General features: G+C 35.5%; 13 protein-coding genes. 2 read left to right on the top strand and 11 right to left on the bottom strand.

What is annotated here, in order from left to right; genetic code table 11:
* Positions 1–8: 8 nt before the first annotated feature.
* Genes BM176_RS22275 through BM176_RS22265 form a run of 3 tightly spaced genes read right to left on the bottom strand, consistent with a single transcriptional unit; the run spans position 9 to position 3,144 of the window.
* A complete protein-coding gene (locus BM176_RS22275) occupies positions 9–413 on the bottom strand; it encodes a hypothetical protein (protein ID WP_090106553.1) in 405 nt (134 codons plus the stop codon).
* Complete coding sequence (locus BM176_RS22270; protein ID WP_090106552.1) at positions 400–1,785, bottom strand: hypothetical protein; 1,386 nt, start codon at positions 1,783–1,785, stop codon at positions 400–402. The genes BM176_RS22275 and BM176_RS22270 overlap by 14 nt, the downstream gene beginning before the upstream one ends.
* Before the next feature lie 27 nt (positions 1,786–1,812).
* Positions 1,813–3,144 (bottom strand): putative sensor domain DACNV-containing protein, encoded by a 1,332-nt coding sequence (locus BM176_RS22265; protein WP_090106551.1) that lies wholly within the window; start codon positions 3,142–3,144, stop codon positions 1,813–1,815.
* Positions 3,145–4,358: 1,214 nt separating this feature from the next.
* Here BM176_RS22265 and BM176_RS22260 point away from each other — a divergent pair.
* A complete protein-coding gene (locus tag BM176_RS22260; protein WP_090106550.1) occupies positions 4,359–5,036 on the top strand; it encodes a nucleoside/nucleotide kinase family protein in 678 nt (225 codons plus the stop codon).
* Between the two features lie 117 nt (positions 5,037–5,153).
* Here the strand turns inward: BM176_RS22260 and BM176_RS22255 are convergent, their stop codons facing one another.
* The 3 genes from BM176_RS22255 to BM176_RS32555 form a co-directional block, all read right to left on the bottom strand.
* Positions 5,154–5,693 (bottom strand): hypothetical protein, encoded by a 540-nt coding sequence (locus BM176_RS22255; protein WP_143097879.1) that lies wholly within the window; start codon positions 5,691–5,693, stop codon positions 5,154–5,156.
* A 659-nt stretch (positions 5,694–6,352) separates the two neighbouring features.
* The gene (locus tag BM176_RS22250; RefSeq protein WP_177230490.1) at positions 6,353–7,228 is read right to left on the bottom strand and encodes a S1 family peptidase; all 876 of its coding nucleotides are present in this window, start codon (positions 7,226–7,228) and stop codon (positions 6,353–6,355) included.
* A gap of 971 nt (positions 7,229–8,199) precedes the next feature.
* A complete protein-coding gene (locus BM176_RS32555) occupies positions 8,200–8,346 on the bottom strand; it encodes a hypothetical protein (protein WP_177230489.1) in 147 nt (48 codons plus the stop codon).
* A gap of 376 nt (positions 8,347–8,722) precedes the next feature.
* On the opposite strand from BM176_RS32555, the gene BM176_RS22240 reads away from it, so the two are divergent.
* Complete coding sequence (locus BM176_RS22240) at positions 8,723–12,169, top strand: TIR domain-containing protein (RefSeq protein ID WP_090106546.1); 3,447 nt, start codon at positions 8,723–8,725, stop codon at positions 12,167–12,169.
* Between the two features lie 179 nt (positions 12,170–12,348).
* Here the strand turns inward: BM176_RS22240 and BM176_RS22235 are convergent, their stop codons facing one another.
* The 5 genes from BM176_RS22235 to BM176_RS22215 are packed head-to-tail and all read right to left on the bottom strand — an operon-like array spanning position 12,349 to position 16,821.
* Positions 12,349–13,026 (bottom strand): hypothetical protein, encoded by a 678-nt coding sequence (locus tag BM176_RS22235; RefSeq protein ID WP_090106545.1) that lies wholly within the window; start codon positions 13,024–13,026, stop codon positions 12,349–12,351.
* A gap of 24 nt (positions 13,027–13,050) precedes the next feature.
* Positions 13,051–13,803, bottom strand: a complete 753-nt coding sequence (locus tag BM176_RS22230; RefSeq protein ID WP_090106544.1) for an NARF domain-containing protein — start codon at positions 13,801–13,803, stop codon at positions 13,051–13,053.
* A complete protein-coding gene (locus BM176_RS33150; protein ID WP_177230488.1) occupies positions 13,790–14,269 on the bottom strand; it encodes a Mov34/MPN/PAD-1 family protein in 480 nt (159 codons plus the stop codon). Before BM176_RS33150 ends, BM176_RS22230 begins: the two co-directional genes overlap by 14 nt.
* Positions 14,259–15,890, bottom strand: a complete 1,632-nt coding sequence (locus BM176_RS22220) for a ThiF family adenylyltransferase (protein WP_090106542.1) — start codon at positions 15,888–15,890, stop codon at positions 14,259–14,261. The genes BM176_RS33150 and BM176_RS22220 overlap by 11 nt, the downstream gene beginning before the upstream one ends.
* A complete protein-coding gene (locus BM176_RS22215; protein WP_090106541.1) occupies positions 15,883–16,821 on the bottom strand; it encodes a nucleotidyltransferase family protein in 939 nt (312 codons plus the stop codon). Before BM176_RS22215 ends, BM176_RS22220 begins: the two co-directional genes overlap by 8 nt.
* Positions 16,822–17,877 lie beyond the last annotated feature (1,056 nt).

Genomic DNA, 17,877 nt, shown 5'->3' with positions numbered 1-17,877 from the left:
TTGTTTAATTAAAGTTTTGAATTTGTCTTAATCATTCCGTCAATTACTTTTTCCCATATTTGGAAGTCTTCGTATGACGGAATTTTCTTTGTTCTATAATCTATGTAAATATTTTTCTTATCACAATCTAACTTCCAAAATTCAATAAAAACAACCATTTCATAGTTGGTCCCCTTGCATTCAACAGAGTTTTTGAATCCTCCATGATTCCTATCAATTCGCACTTTATATTTTGGAATAAATAAAAAACTTTTAGGCTCCTTTATTTTTCTTAATTCATTCATTACATCAGTACAGACTTTTGTAGCACTTTGCCAATCATTATGAGGCTCGTTGGAATCTTTGAAAACATGCGTTTTGCCTAAATATTCTATTTGAATTTCTGTTATTTGGCAATAATCATAAATGCTCATGAGAATGTCGTTTTTGTAAAAATTTATCTTTAATCAGTTCAAATGCTATGTCAAATATTATAAACAATAGAATAAGTAATGCAAACCCTTTAATAAAGAAAAGCCAACATAAAAGGCCCCATCTGATTCCTGTGAATAAATTTCTTACTAAAACTCTTTCCAAAGTGTATGAATATGGAGCTTCAGAAAATCTATCGACATTTGCATCTCCGTATCTTCCATGTGCTAGAATTTCTAAAGTATGAGCATTTAAAGGATTATTATCAATATTAAATGCATGTAACTGCACTTGCTTATGTTTATCTAGATTTGCATATTTCATAAGTTCTCTATTTTCTACAACCCCCTTAAAAAATCTAACTATAGCGATTAGTAAAACAAACCAAAAACTAGTACCCTCGCTAAAATAATCTGGCCATATGAAATACTTCGATAGATTTATTCCTGAAGCATTTAAAGAAATTTGATCTTCTACTCTAGCTCCAGAGAGGGATATCGCAACTTGTATAGGAGGAATAATAATTGCAATATCAATTATAAAATTGACGATAACATTTAATAGAGCTACTACATTTGGTCGTTTAGTTATACCGGAAAATATACTTTTAAATAGATATTTTAATAGGCTTCTAACTAAATAAACTAATAAAACGGATAACAAAAATGAAACCCACCAGCCTTTAAAATATTTTGATGTGAATAAACTAATCTTTAGTAAAGGTTTTAAAACGTCATTACTATAGAAACTTTCTGAAGGAGTGCCAAGTTCCTCTATTTCAAGGATAATTTCCTGTGTTATACTATTATAAATCATGCTCTGAAAAAATGATTTATTGTATATTTTAGGTATTTCCTTTGATAAGTGAGTTACCATGTTAATTAGAGCTTGGTTCAGTCCAATAGTTTTTGCTGAATTTTGTATCTTGGAATATGTTTGTCCAGAAATAATTCCTCCAAAATATGCTTGAATAAATAGCTCTTTTGAAACTCGGACTTGTACTAAAGATTCTCTTTTGGAAACTAGAAGATAAACTGCCCTTTTTTTAAATTCTTCTTTATCACTATTACTGCTTATTATAGAATCAGCCATTTTATCTGCCAAAGACCCAATATTAAGCTTGTCAAGAGAATCTACTACTTGAATAATATATTTAATACCAGGAGTTGTGAAAGAGCTTTCGAGTTCTTTTAGTTTTTCTGTGGTTATAAATTTTGAGGAGTCAATTATTAAAGGTGAGTAAACTAATTGATTTAATCTTTTATAAGAACAACTAGTAAATAGGAAGAAAATAAGCATAGCTAAAATGCCACATCTATGGAGCTTAAAAGGAAAATTAAATTGTGGTATATTTTTATAATTACTATTGTGCATAAAGTAATTCTAAAGCTCTTATTTCTATTAAACCTTCTTCCGCTTAGGAGGGGAGGGTCGAAAGCTCTCAGTTTTCAATACTGCTATATTTTCCCAAACAATTAATTTATTGCCTACCTTTAAAACAGCGCGAATATCTCCATCCTGTGAAATTACGAATCCAAGGCTTCCTGCATGGCTATTACAATACGAGAACATACTTTGGTGACGTGTACCTAGTTCTTTAGCGTCTATTTCTTTCAAGCTCTCAGCTGTCGGAGTTAAAGTATTGGATAGGTATATTTTTTCTGGAGGTTGAACTTTTTCAATTACAACTCCAAATCCATTGACTGTACCTGTTTTGTCCATTAAAATAAGGCCATCTACGCCTGCCAACGAGCCGATAAATCTGATGGCACCTTTTATCTCCTTCGAAATAGACTTCTTACTATCTAAAATCTTCCAAAGTTCCTCCGTTAAAGAGGTTCTTTCCTCTTCGTTATCCTGCTGGTACATGGCCTCCTTACTCGCGTTTAGGCAGTATTTTTTGATAGCATCCTTTAATCGAGGATACTTAAGTGGATACTTGATTCGAAGAGAGTCATTTTTCTTTACATCTGTAATCAACAATGCTCCTCCATGATTGTAACTTCTTATCCTGTTGAGCAAACGTTTCAAGGAATTTCTATACAGAATTGTACTTGAAACGCGATATTCATCATATTCAGATAAGTCGGCCTCGTCTTTTATCAAATCATCATACAACTCATCATCAGTATTACTACTTATTTCTTTGACAACTTCAGCTACAGATCCATTGGTAATGACATTCTTAAACTTTGTCAATAGGGAACCTCTCTTAAGGGTTGCTATTTGCCCTGAAGCAGAGCGGACGCCAATATTTCCAATGCCCATAATAGATACTTGGAAAATACCAGGGTGCTCCTGTTTCGTTTCACCTTCAAAATTAATAAAGCTCTCCAAATGAATAGCTTGGTCTATCATTCCTTTTATCCAAAGCTTACTCGCAGAATCATGAGATACTGCCAGAGAGCTACTCCAAGGGTCCGCCCCATTTGATAATTTAACCAAGTTACGCTTATCTAATACAATTGGTTTCTCAAAGGGTACAAAAGACCAATTCTCATGCACCTGCACTTTCTGAGACTTAGATGAATCGCTTAAACTACTTGGATCGTAATAGGTAATCGTAACGTGTATATGTTTCCCTTCCTCAGTTTCCATACTCGCATGAAAAACTGTATCAAATAATAACATTATCACCTCAATTGGTATGTTGGACGAATTTATTTCTTTGTATACATATTCTGCAAGATCATCGGTATCATCAAAACTAGATTTCTTTCTTAGAATGCTCATTGGAGTATCTATTTAGATTAGGTGTAGGTAATATCAGGTAAGTTTTATTCCATTTCCCATTTGGATAATGGCATCTACCAACTTGAATCCATTAGAAGTAAAATGATTAGTGATTATCAAGGAGTCTTTGATTATATCATTTGTTAATACCGGAAAAGAGTTCACAACAGGACCATTTTCCACTGGATATTCAGTATCAATGCCGTTAAAACTTTTAGAGATAGTTGTCTCCGTTTCATTAATACTTTATGAAGGTCTACATTAATATAATATTTCAATTTTATATTAATGAAAATAAAGTTATTACTGCTTGGGATAGACTGTTTGCTGATAACATTATATATGAGATTATTTTTAATTTTTATAAAATTTCAATTATGTAAGAAGCATTTTCTATCCAATCTGGTTATCTACTGCAACTAAACCAACTTAACAACCATTAATACCATTTGGTTCAATATGATAATAAGCAGTAACTAGTCCGAGAAGGCGCCTCTACTATGAACGGCAGGAAACATCATATATATTATATCCAACGTCTTGTTTGCAATTGAGTTTAAGTCCCCTAGACCCAAATTGTACCTTTGCAGCAGTCATGTTTCATAACAAAACACTTTGCGGATGTAATGCGATAGGCAGGATCGTGCAAGGATTTGACATAGGTGAAACAACGGTTTTCCTGGCCTCTGATGATTCTTAATTTTTACTTGGTGCTGAACTCGTTGTTGATGGTGGCCTAACCTATTTGTCTAAATAATGATTCTACGCCGGATGTAGGCACCGTACCCCCCAATTGAAAATCTTGATTATCCTCAACAGATTTACTACCTTATTTCTAGATTTGTGGGAATGTTAATTTTCAATAGATGACGTTCAACGAATTATTGTTTCAATTTATGTATATTCTGGACAAAGTGGCTCTTCGTCACTTTGGTGGTTTTAATTCAATGATAGTCAATAAACCTATTGTGTAAATTGTTGAATCCTAAAAAGGGTCCTATCAAATTTAATAACGGCACCTTGGGCAATCTTTATCTGGTTACGCCGATATACAACAGACATTTCAAAAAAAACATACCAGCAAATCCTCATATAAAGAATAGCATCTTAGAGCGATGATAGGGATATATTTTGCCGGATGTAACTAAAAGATTAATTTTCAATATACTATCAGATTTATCTTAAACCTCATTTTTTACCTAATAATTAGAATTATGAATGTACTATTTGTAGGTTTCTCAACTACCGGAAAATCTACACTATTGAAAGAATTGAAAGGTATACTTCCAGATCAATTCCAAGATATAGATTCTGACACATGGATATCAAAGAATTATGATGAACATATCTATAGCCTTTTTTTGAAGAACTATGACGCCAAAGATCCGGTCAATCGCAGTTCAATAATGAATTGCATTAGAGATGGCGAGAATGATTTCATTATACATCTAAAACAGAATACAGGCGTTTACATTGCTGCAATTGGTCCCAATGTTCATACTAGAGTATCCTGGGAAGACTACTTACACACAATTAAACCCCATGTAATCTATCTAAAAGCAGAGGTGGACACCGTTTATGAAGGGCTAAAAAATCGCGAAAACAATTTGCATGAGGACATTAAAAATAGTAAAGGATTCGGCGTGTGGAACCTGGGCGTGACAAGGGCATACGATCCAATTACCCAAAAGTATGTAAACCTTCCTAAAGATGAAGCTAAAAATAACATCCGTGCTTTGATTAATGTAAATGAGGCGAAATACGAAAAAATGGCGGACGATAGGTTTGAAGCAACCTCACTATTTAGCAAGCACCCTGCCTATAAAGAAACAGAAAAAGTGAGATTATTTGAATTAGTGAAAGCCTGTATCAATCAGAAAACCAGAGCATAGCATAAGTCATCAGCTATGAGCGATTTACAAAAATATATTTAACGCTGAGCATCATTAATGGAGTATACTCCATTAATAAATTTAGCAACGCTGCATTAGAGAAGACAGGATGGCGATTTATTCGGTAATTTCTCGAAGAGATTTAACCTCTTTAACAACAAAAGGAGTATTTAGTTTAAATGAATTTGGACCATTAAATGTATTATAAAGTGCGATACAATCGTTATTTGTATAAGCTTCAAGATAATCCAAGTTTAAACGTTCTTTCCATTCAAATACAATATGTTGAATTTTTTTAGGTTCGATGTCTATTGATTCGGATTCCACCGGACGTGTGATAGTAGGACTATAAAATATTGAAACATTGCTTCCGGGTTGGTTTAACATTGGATGTAGTATGGAACCGAATTTTAAAGATAATCCCCAAATAGGTTGAGCAATAGTGCTTTTATTTTGTATGATTATTTTAACATAAAATTTCACAGCTCCTTGTTCACTGTCAATTTTTTGTAACTCAACTGAAGAACTCACGACATCAATATTAATTCCTTTCCTTTCGTCCAACCAATCTTTAAACCAAGTTCCTCCAAATCCCAAAATAGCTCCAATGACTGTACCTCCAAGGGTGCCAACTACGCCTAACATGGCATCTGTCATAACCATATTTTTTGCCAATATAAGTTAAATTTAGAATTTACGCCCCTTTACATAGGTTGGTTGATCCTTAGTAATAAACATCAGAATTTAAATCATTGTTCGTTAATTAAAAGTAACTTCTCATTATTACTATCGACATAGATTACTAAATATTAAACATATTTGGTTCGAAAATGCTCCGCTACTGGGCACTAAAAGTAAAAGAGCCTCAAGTCGTTGAACTTGAGGCTCTTTGTCCACTGCTAATCTATTTAATTTCTTAGAACTAGCATATACACCTATAAGCAATTACGACTTTTCGATTGTAAAACGTGACAACGTAATAAAGGAGTATACAAACTCTGGCAAACTCTACATGATTGTTCAACGTCCCATGCTTACTTTTGAAAATATAACAATGGATAATTCAGACCAACCAACTGATCAAAATTACCCCATCCATAAATTCTATCATTAGCCTCATCGGGAGTTATATCTTTACGAAGAATAAATTTAAAACATCGGCATCGCCGAACACTTTCCGTTCCTTATCGGTCTTTAGATAATCCTACATTATTATCACCCTGCCTATCAAATCTTCATCAGCAACTATCTCAATTGGAAAATCTTCAGGCACAGGAACTCTGGTAATGAAAAACTATATAACAATAAAAGTAATTTCAATATTTCATATCCTTTAAGGCAGACTTAAGATAATTAATAGGAATGCATCCGCTTACACCTATAGACATACTACTCATCGCATTTGCCAAAATCGACGTATTTCTAAACATATCATTTCCTTGTATTACGTTCATACTTGAATTCAGTATTGCATTAGTGTAAATAAGCCCTGAACTTTGATTTGAAGAATTAATTATTTGATCAGCTAAACTTCCTAATGGATTTACCACAAAGTCTGCAATTCCAATAACGATGTCTTCATTAGATGAATTTCCTAAAGCAACAATAGCCCCGCCTGAATTACCTCTATTTAATGTTAAATCTAATAATGCTTCATTTCTAGGAAAGGCCATGGTCACTTTGTTAGTTATGATAGAATTATTGTTATTTAGATATTTTGTAGATATTATTCCTTTAGAAATGAACTGTATTTGGGAGCCCAGAGGATAGCCACATGAAAAAATTTCTTGTCCCTCATTCACGCTATTAAAATCGCCTAATCGCATATATGGAGTTGGTTTATCAAGTTTCCTTTTAGGGCAAAGAATACAAAAATCATATCCAACAGCATTTCTATTTCCAATAGAGTTATTAAAGAAAAATTTTTCTATTTGCATCTCTACCGTATCTTTATTTCTTAACTCGATATATATTTTACCATTTTTTTCAAGAGATGGAAATATAACATGCCAACATGTGGCGATACTGCCTTTTTCATCTATAAAAAATCCAGAGCCACTTGATAAACCATCGGCAATGATTATTCTAACAGTAGATGATTTTATCCATTCAACTCTTTCTTGAGATAAGGATTGAGATAACGATTTAGAAAATGAAAGAACTAAAAGTATAAGCAGAACTTGATATTTCATGATTGATATCATTAATTATTTTTTAATTAGGCATTTTGTTACTTTGATATTTTTCATTTTTTTTAACTCGTTACTTCTTCACATCATCATGCTTAGTAAGTAAAGTTGCAGGTCGCGGATTATAAATACAGGATACAGTTGCAAATAAGAATAAGGAAGAGCTTAGCAGTTGCTCTTTAGTTATCATAATTTATCCTTACTATAGTTAAGGATCATTTCATCGAATTTAGTCCAACTCATTTTAATTGGACTCTGCTTTTTACCTTGAAAATATTCGACCCCACCTTTGGATATTGAAATCTTCCCAATTTGCTTGCCATCCTTTTGTATTACAAAAGTTGCATTTGAATTGCCCACTTCTATTCCGGGTAAATCTAGTATAACTTTGTGCGCCATTGTATTATAATATTAACCCTAATGATATTTATTTCAGGGGGAGAGAACCCTGTATCAGTCATAATAAACACCTAGGTGAAGAAATTGTTTAATTTTTATGTATCGAGGTACTGAAGTATTCGAAGTAAAGATTAATGTAAGAAAAAAAAACTTTTACGACTTTAATGGTCCTATTCACACAACTCACTAAATATCAATACTAACTGGTTCCGGGTAGAGCGGTTCGTTACCTTCCCGCTCCCCCACAGTCCCGTGCGAGCAGATTTCCTGCACACGTTTCCTCTATTTATGGCTTTGCTAATTGATGACTGTGATAGATTTTTGGTCTTACAAGAGTATCCATTCTGTAGTCAGCTTTGCTATTTTATTCCATGTCCAGACATGTTTGCCTTCACGATAGTTGAGCCATTTATGGAGCAAATGTTTTGTCCGTTTATAGTATGTGCGTAGCTTTCTATAGTTGAAGGTTATACCGAAATAAGCATAATGGCCGCGTAGCTTTGGGTTCAGTTCTCCTATAAGCTTAAATCGTAGCTATTTCATATAAGCCGGGACCAAGTTGGTGATGGAATCGGCTACTGTTGGCAGGAAGTCCTGACTCCAGCAAACCCGTGAGAGAGAATGGTGCCACCGCCGTTGGAAGCGACATATCCTTCGAAGCTGACAGAGTCTGAAGAAGTATTTAGTACGGGAGAAATGATGACATCCGGGATTGCTATCATAATTTTCTTTTATCGGACTTACAGGAGTATAGAGAAGTAGCAATAATCGTTACAAACAGCCCAAGGGCTTACTTAAATGACATATGTTGTCCTTTAATCTTAAAATTGAAAGTAATGCAAGGTAGAAAAGTCGTATGTAGTTTAAAGTATATAAGTAGCTTTCCCCCATGACTAATAACAGTGAATACCATATATGCTCATTTGAAAATCCCCTTAATACCGAATTAACAATTCAAAAGAAACTAAAATGTATACTTGCAAGTGACGTTTATAGTTTATATTTTAGGTTTGGAAGAAGGGAATAAAAATAATGTTATTCCTATAATTCCAGTATCGATTATAAAAGACTAATTTAAGAATATATAAACCCAGTACCTTGTCTGATAATAAATTTACAGGCCCAAGACTTCTTGCTGCTGCAAAAGATTTTAATATTGGTAAAAAAACATTAATAGACTTTCTTCATTCTAAGGGGTTTGACATGTCAAATCATGGTTCTCCTAATGCAAGACTGAACGAGAAAATGTATAATGCTCTTAAAGCTGAGTTTCCCCAAGACCGGGTTAGGTATTCCGACAAACCGGCTAATATAGAGAGAGCATTAAGAATTATTGAGCAATGCCAAATCGAACAGGAAGCAATTTTAGATTTAGGGAATTGTGGTCTGGTCGATAACGATTTTATTGAAGATGGAGCACTGGATAAAAAACTACAGTCATGTAGTCATGTTAAGAAGTTTATCTTATCATCGATATGGCGGAAGCCCAATTCAAACCTGGAAAAAGAGAAAAGTAGAAATGTGGGCAGACCCAATAAAATGTCTAAACTTCCAAACTGTGTTTTACACTTTATAAAATTAGAATCTATCATTTGCTGTGGTACATCAGACCAACCGTGGGATATTACAGACCTTTCCCTATTACAGAAATTACCCTATTTATCGCATATTGACTTTTCATATAACAAAATTGAAAGCCTTTATTTTATAAAACATAATTCAGCTCTTAAAAAAAATAATTTTGAAGCCAATAACCTATCTTCTCTGGATGGAATTGAAAATTTAAAGTCATTAGAATATCTGAGTGCCGAAGAAAATAATATTGAAAGTGTATTTCAGCTTGAAAATACACCAAATTTAAATTGGGTTAATCTTGGCAACAACAACATTTCAGACACAAAATGGTTAGGCAAATTACATGCACTAGTTACACTTTTTCTAAATGATAATAGAATAGAGAATACCGCTTATTTTGCGGATAATAAAAACTTAAAGTATCTTGACTTAAGTAATAATATTATTGATAAAATAGATGACTTTCCGGGTTTAATTAATCTGGGAGTTCTAGATCTAAAGGGAAATTTAATTGAAAATATATTTCAAGACGATTCCAAATCGGCATGGGACACCAATGGTTTACCAAAATTAACTATCCTTGATTTAAGTAATAATATGATTCGCAAGATTCGTCGCAGGATGAATCTTAGTCAACTAAAAAGATTATTACTAACTAACAATTCTTTGATTTCATTGGATGGATTACAGAATTTAAAAACGTTACATACCCTTCATGTTGAAGAGAATAATCTGGATGAAGAAGAAGCACTGAATAACATTCTGAACATCGAAAGCCTGGTGCACGTCTATTTATCTGGTAATAAAGTATTTAATGACCTGCCTGAAGAAGTCGTCGCAGCTGGATGGAGAGCTATAAGAGATCGTCTTAAGGCGGGTAAACTGGTTAGCTTTAATGAAGTAAAAGTTCTGCTGCTAGGGAACCCTAATGTAGGAAAATCAAACCTGCTGGAATACCTTGAAACAAAAGCGCCACCTAGAAACAACGAAACCACCTTCGGGATACAATATAAAGAGTTGTGTATTGGTGAAAGCAACATCACTATGCACTTTTGGGATTTTGGCGGCCAGGAATACTTCCATGCCACCCACCAACTTTTTTTTAGCCCAGGAGGCCTACACATCGTACTTTATAGTAGGGAAGATGTACAAAGAGATAAAGACAATCCTGACATCTGCTTTGATTTATCTTACTGGATCAGATGTGTTGAGCGTCTCATTCCAAATGATGCGAGAAATAAAATTGAAGTCATTGTTGCCGAAAACAAAATTGATTTGAATGATTATCGTATAACAGCACTTAATCAACTTGCATATACAGAGAAATACCCTAACCTCAATTTTGAGTTTACCAGCTTTAGTGTGCTTCATCTAAAAAGATTAAGAGGTTTTTTAGATCTTCTGGAAGAAAGTGGCAAAAAATTAGTACGAACACATCCTTCTTCTTATTTAAACTACCATGATAAAATAAAAAAAGCTACTACCTCATCTGTTCCCATAAGTTACATCGCCGATTCTCAAGAAGAAGAGGAGGTAGTAAAAACTGCAATGCTCGTATTCAGGAATATGGGATTGTTACTTTATTTCGACAAAATTATCCCTGACAGAGTATTTGTAAAACCACAAGTACTTTTAGATTTGCTTTACAAAAATATCCTTGGTGAGCAGAAAAGTATGGAACTCACCAAAGAGGAGATTGAACAAAAGGTGAAAGACAATGATTTAGGTATTACAACCAACGAAGTAATCGATCTGTTAATTAATTTCGACCTGGTATTTCAAATTCCTGATTGTTCCAATATTTACTTTGTACCACAATACCTAAAACCACCCCATACCTTAGTTAACTTCTTTAAGCAGCACCAATTCCTATTCCCGGATATATTCATTGAATCAGATAATTTCTTGATGAATGTTGCCATGCTCAAAATCTTCAGCCATTACGGTAAATATGTTCAGGGCAAATATGTCAAACAGTATTTATTCTGGAAAGATGGAATCGTGCTTGAAAAAGATGAAATGATCTTAATGATCAATTTCAACAGGCAAATGGAACGTATTGAATTGTACTCAGATGTTAAAAGTAAAAACTTCCAATTACAAAAAGAAGTAATTGATTTCATACTACACCTGCGCCTTGACAAGCATAAAACAATACACGAAGAACACACAGAAAAGCCGGATTTTGATGATGAGGGTATTGACTGGTCCAGTGACTATTTCTCCGTTTATATAAGCCTTGACGGTGTTTTTTATACAAGTTGGAGTAAACTGATAGAAAATGTAGATAACGACATCCTGCAAATAAAACTATCGTCTGTACACAGAACTAGCGAAATACCAGAAAACATAATCCTTACTAAAACCACATCTGTCTTTGACTTCAATAAATTTTTACCTAAAAAATCAAAAGGCCAAATGAAAAAAATATTCATCTCTTATTCCAAAGAGGATTTAAGAATGGTCAATAAATTCCAGGAACATTTATCTGCCTTAAAGCTGGATGGGAAAGTGACGACCTGGTACTGCACCGAACTGAGTGCCGGAGGCGAATGGAATTTCGAAATTCAAAGTCATTTTGATGATGCGGATATTGTATGTTTCATGGTAAGCCCTAATTTCATGAAAACTAAATACATTCATGAATATGAGATAAAGAAAGCATTCAAACGTAAAAGTGAAAATCCGGACTTTATGATTGTTCCTATTATTTTGGATTTCTGCCGATGGACAACCAATCATAACAATCTTGGAGATTATAGTGCATTGCCCTATTCTGCCAAACCGGTCGCAGATTTTAGTAATCAGAACATGGCATGGTATATCGTACAGGAATGTTTAAGGTTTATTATAGATAATAAAGACAGTAATAGAGGAGATGCGCTATACAATAATCCAGGATTACCAAAGGATGTATTACAAATTTTTGAGCGTATCATGGAGCATAAAGTTGATAATAATAGCAACTGATAATCTCCATTGAAGCTGTCCCATAATAAATAAGATGGCTTCTTTGATTTGATTTAATAAATAGTAGAAATTACAAGTTAATGCTATTTAAATAACGCTAATTCACTAACTATCAATACCATTTGGTTCGAAAACGTTCCGTTACTGGGCACATAAAAATAATAAACCCGCTCTAGGAGCTACCGTGTGGACACATTTCTAAAAAGAATCCAGCCTTGCATGACTGCTGTAAATTTTTGCAGCCCCATCCAAAAGGTAGTGATACCTGGTTTTCGTTCTGAGAGATAGCCTTTCCAGCCACCTAATCTTGCTATAGCCCATATATATCTTTTCAAATCGGAGGATGTATATGGGTTCTTTAATTTTTCGGTTTTACCTTCCAGCTGTTCAATTTGCGATTCCAAACATTCTATCTCCTCCTGGGAGAAGCAACTTTGCGGACATGATTCCTCTGGTATCGCGTATGCTATCAGCATGCCATGATAGTCGATCTTTTCAAACTCACCATTTGTGGCAGCTTCTATAACAAGCAGCAGCTCCTGATGTATCTTTCTAAAGGCCTGGTCAGCACTCGTCAGATTGGCTCCTTTTACTTTCCTCCAGGAATACACGTCATCGTGCAGGAATTTACCTTTTCTTTCCTCTGGATCCGCGCGACGAAAAACGCCGAATTTCTCAGAAGTATTACCGTGTATACTTCCCAATGGCCTTGTTCGTCTCTCCACCCAATAGCAAAAAGTATCATGGTCCTCAACAGAGACATATTCATCCAGGCTCATATTCGTGACTCTCTCTGGTGGCCACTTATCCAAGAACTCATCCAGGCATTTTCTGGCTTTTAAGATATCTCTTTCCATTTACTGTTATCTTATGATCGAGGATTATACATTGAATACCTGCTTGAAGGACATCGTATTAATAATATGGTGATAAAGTGTATACTGGTTATTGGCAAAATTTAGTTTGTTAATATGCGCCGGTGTTGTACCGTTTAATCGTCCTCCATAATAAATGAAGATCTCATCTGGACCACCATTGTCGACGATCGCAATGATCTCTGGCTCTGTCAATGACGTGCGATGATTGGTGATGATTATGAGGTCATTTGGAGGAATAGCGAGGCCTGCTGCTTGCTGCAGGACTGTGATGTGTCTAAAGCCCATTTTTCTTAGTAGTTTTTCCGTGTCATCGCCTTCATGTAGATCTCCGCAAATGACGACAAGCTTCTTAGTCCCCTTCATTTGATTCTCAATACTCTGTGAATGGATCAACTGTTGTATAGTGGCGGTTTGACCAGCTACAATATTTTCAACTGCTTGCCTGATTATTTTAATAACCCAAACCCGCCCGGCGGTAAGTCCACCTAACAAACCCAGCCCCAGAATTACGCCGATAGTAGTCACAATCATATTATGAGTCTTGATTGTATCGTCGATTTCATCTTTTGCATCATGTAATTCGTCTGATATTTTTCTGTCGATATGCTGATCAACATCATTCAATTGCCTTTGTATTTGTGCAATGGAGTCTCCGATGTTACTTAACCGATTACGGATGGCCGAATCCAGCGCTTGAGCGAAATGTCCAGTAGCAACGAAAAAAAATACAATTAATAGTATTCTACAAACGAGCATATGAAGTAAGATTTTGGTTTAAATAAATATAAAAGCACTCATTGATCTGCCGGCCGTCATAGCCGATGATCAATAATATCGGTGTCTTGATTCTGATGTTTGGATTGTTTGCGATACGACACATGGCCTTGAGATCAGTTGTACTCGGAAAGGGCGCTGCATTCGGATGCGTATGCCACTCGCCAATGTAGTACAATTGCCCATTGGATCGCCGGTGGATCTGTTTCAAGCGCCAATTGAAATACCAGGCAATTCGGCGGAACAGCACGGTCGTATTCACAAACCATTTTGACACAATGATGTCCTCGACCATCGCAGTGTCTGTATTCGAGTTAATGCTACCATAAAATATGCCTCCAAACTCCTTTGGATAATGTCTGACGCAGTGTTCTTGAATCTTCTTGAAAACTTCTTCAGATAGTTGTATTCGCAACCCATCTGTTGTTTCGTATTTTCTATAGGTCATAGGTGAGTTCATATGCAAGTGAATGATTCATCTCCTCACGTACAATCATAAAGCTGGCTATGATCAATTGCTTCTCTAAACGATAGTTCAGTTCGTTAATTACATAGTGGAGTGGAGCAGCGATGTCGCTATTGGAGGCTTCAAACGTAGGACTCCAGCATCCGGTTTCCGGATAAAATGGCTCTCTTTTGTCCGGGCTGATCTTATTGTAAATTCTATTCTTTAAAACATGGATCTGAGATACTCCTGTAATTACCACCATATGCCGGGCCATGTTAGAAATCGATAGGTTGATAATTCGACCTGGCAGCTGCATGCCATCCAGCATGATAGACAGATGCTTGTTTGTCGTGCAGTCAAATATGAAGTCGTACTTTGAAAAATACATTTTCAGCTTCTCATAACCTTTGTTTGAATCTAATATCGGTTCTATTGCGATATTAAACTGCATCTCTAGGTGTGGTGATATGCCGACTAATTGATTAAATAACTCCTGGACTTTGGGGATGTCCGTTTTAACAAACGTATATGCTGAACGGCAGATGTTACCTGGTTCTATCTTATCACTGTCGCTAATGTCAATATAACGACAACCACCTCGTACTAATGAATGGGCCAGTTGGCTGCCGACGGCACCTACACCCATAACGAGAATTTTTGAGCTAGTTAGTTCAGAGCATAGCCTTCCACGACCAAACATCCTTTCATAAGAAGCATTGATACCTTTGCACCAATGGATCCTGCTTACAGAACTGGGTCGTACTATTATTTCGTCTGTGATCGGATCCCTTTTCAAAGGATACTCCTGTAATGAAATAAAAAAGGGTTCCCATCGTAACTCTTGCAGACCTGATTGCAGGGACGGAATTTCGTAGCCAACTATTACAATGCAGCCTGTCTGATAACCTGACCTAATTGAAATTGATGCCGCAGTCGAAAAAAAGTATCCCTTTTGCTCTTCAGTCAATAATAAAAGCAAATCCTCATATTCAGTAAGCCCTTGGTTTACATTAATCATTGGTGGCCTAGATAGAAGGAAATACAGCCCCTCGTAAGTAGGTTGATGAAACGACATAAAGGTGGCAGAAAAACGTGACGGGGTATCGCCAATACCAGTGACTAACCAAACCCTTTCATCACTGATTTCTTGTTGGCGAAGGCTTGTATAACTAAAGCGACCGCAGCAGTGAGCAGGCCTTGTCTTTTGCCCATCCTCTTCAAACACAAACGTTATCTTTGGATCAGCATCAAATATGTAATACTCGAAATGAGCATCCTGCTTTCCACTTTCATAGTAGTCCATCATCCAAGTTCGTAGTTTACTAAAGTGTTCTTGCAACTCGCCGGCAAGGTTACCTGCTGGGGCTACGTTCAGGCATAGCAGCCCATTCGGCATCAGGTGTGGATAGCCAGTTATTCCAATACACATGAACTGGATACCCTTTAGCGGGAAATCCTGAGGAATGGTGATCATTATCTCGACATCTCCCTTAAAACTTTGAATAACTATTTTTCCTACATAGTTATCCTCGACAAGCGTGTCGTTTACACTCTCGATAATCGTCAGCCAGGGAAGTGAGGCTATATACTCATTTATAAAGTCGCGCGCATCCTTATCCAAAGTCTTCGTTATTTAAGGTATCAGCTCTGGTATTATCGTTTACTACATAAGCACTCCTTTTAGGTTCGCATGGATACTTTGTATTTACCGCGAAATACACTTTGAGAAGCGCTTCGTCTGACTCGATCTGCTGGAGAACATTGGAAAACCTACTTGCAATTGCTTCTTTTTGGATAGCGCTAAGCGAATCGCTTACTATATTATTCTGATTTCCGGGGTCGACCAATCTGGCGGTAGTCATATAATCTTTGAAATAAGTCATTGTATGCTTCAGTTTCGACCAGATATTGCCGTCTCCTTTGTACCCGATAAGCGCCCTCACAACCATCAGCTCGATCACAAAGGACTTAATCGCCTCATTGTTCTGTCTTTTGTAAACCTTTAAAAGTTTAATGACATCTCTCGCTTCGCTATTGCCACTGATATTATCAATTTGCTTCTGGATATTGGTCTTCAGTGTTGCCCCCTTCTCACCGTTAATATTGTTTAAATAAAGGTTAAGATCTCCATCCTTTTCGTAGTCACCAATCTCGCGGCCGGGCACAATATCCAGATCTAGTATCTCTCCGTCAACATAAAATTCAAGCCCAATAGCTACTTTCTGCCTTTTTACAGACCGCAGTGAACTGTCTATTTTCCCGTACTCTTCGTTGAAATAAGTGAATAACTCGTTATATAGTTCCTCCAGGGTACCTGCTTCGTTTCTCCTAAAAGGAATTACCAGGTCCATATCAAATTTGATGTTGATACCCGTAAACTTCTTATAGGAGCCGGAATGTAACACCCTATAAATCCTTCCTGCATATTTGGCCTTTAATTGCTCTCTTACTTCGTCCCTTTTAGCACGATAGGCAATCATCAGCGTTTCATTGTTCTCGATTTTATGGGACTTTAGCACGCAATCCAAGTGCTCATTTTTATACTTACTCATAAGAGGAATTTAGTTAGGAAGCCTAACGACAACCTTTATGCCTTATTAAAATTTCTTTAAACTCTACAGATTGAGCTGTATAAATGACAGATATTTAATCTGTTGTAATATAAACTGCCACCAACTGCCGTTATGGCATACTATTTGACAAATCCTGTCAAACTTAGCGAGGAGACTCCATAAAGTTTTGGCATTAAATGCATTGAAAACTTAAACAAACTAATGGAGCCAGAGAGCATTCATTTATCATTGTTGGCTAATAGGTCTTTCTATTCAGCAAAGTCTTACAATAATAATTTTTATTAATCATAGGTCTGAGGCACTTAATTACTGACAATCAACGTTATTTGGTTAGAAAATATACCATAGTAGGCATAGAAAACGCTTGTAAACAATGTATTTACAAGCTTTTTTAAAATTTTGGAAATAAGCTATGAATTACTCCATTGATTTTGTCTCATGGCATGTACGTTGAGATTTGTTCATATGTATGTGGAGAATGCTCGAATAATGAAAAACTAAAATTATTGGATCATACTTAAATTTGGAATAAGAGTAAAATGATTTTAATAATTTATTGAATGATGATTGATTTTCAGTACATTTAAGTTTACACTTAAACAATAATAATACAACTCGAAAAGTGCTTTTACATTCAATAGAAACACTCGATCCAGATAATATCATTGATACAATGAATCGTCCTATTGTGGTAAATTCCTCCGATATGAATTTATACTTTTGCAAGTATAATCGATTGGCAGCCCGGGCTTATAGATTGTATAAGGAATATTTAATTGCATCCTTTTTGCCTATATGGGGTTTTAACTCAAATCCTATTAATTTAATAAAGATTAATGATGAGCATATTCCGAGTGGTTTAGGAATAAAAAGAAGTTGTTTTGAAAGTCCATGTTTTGGATTACAAATGATTGAGTCGTCTAATGAGTTAGATAAACACTATGGTGTACCCAATTGTTAGGACCAGCAGTTGGTATTTCTTCGCTTTGAGAGGTGCCAATTGATTGGATGAGTTTACTCATCTAAGCAATTGGT

It is taken from the genome of Chitinophaga sp. CF118, assembly GCF_900112615.1.
GTDB lineage: Bacteria > Bacteroidota > Bacteroidia > Chitinophagales > Chitinophagaceae > Chitinophaga.
This window is presented reverse-complemented; position numbering and strand designations above follow the sequence as displayed.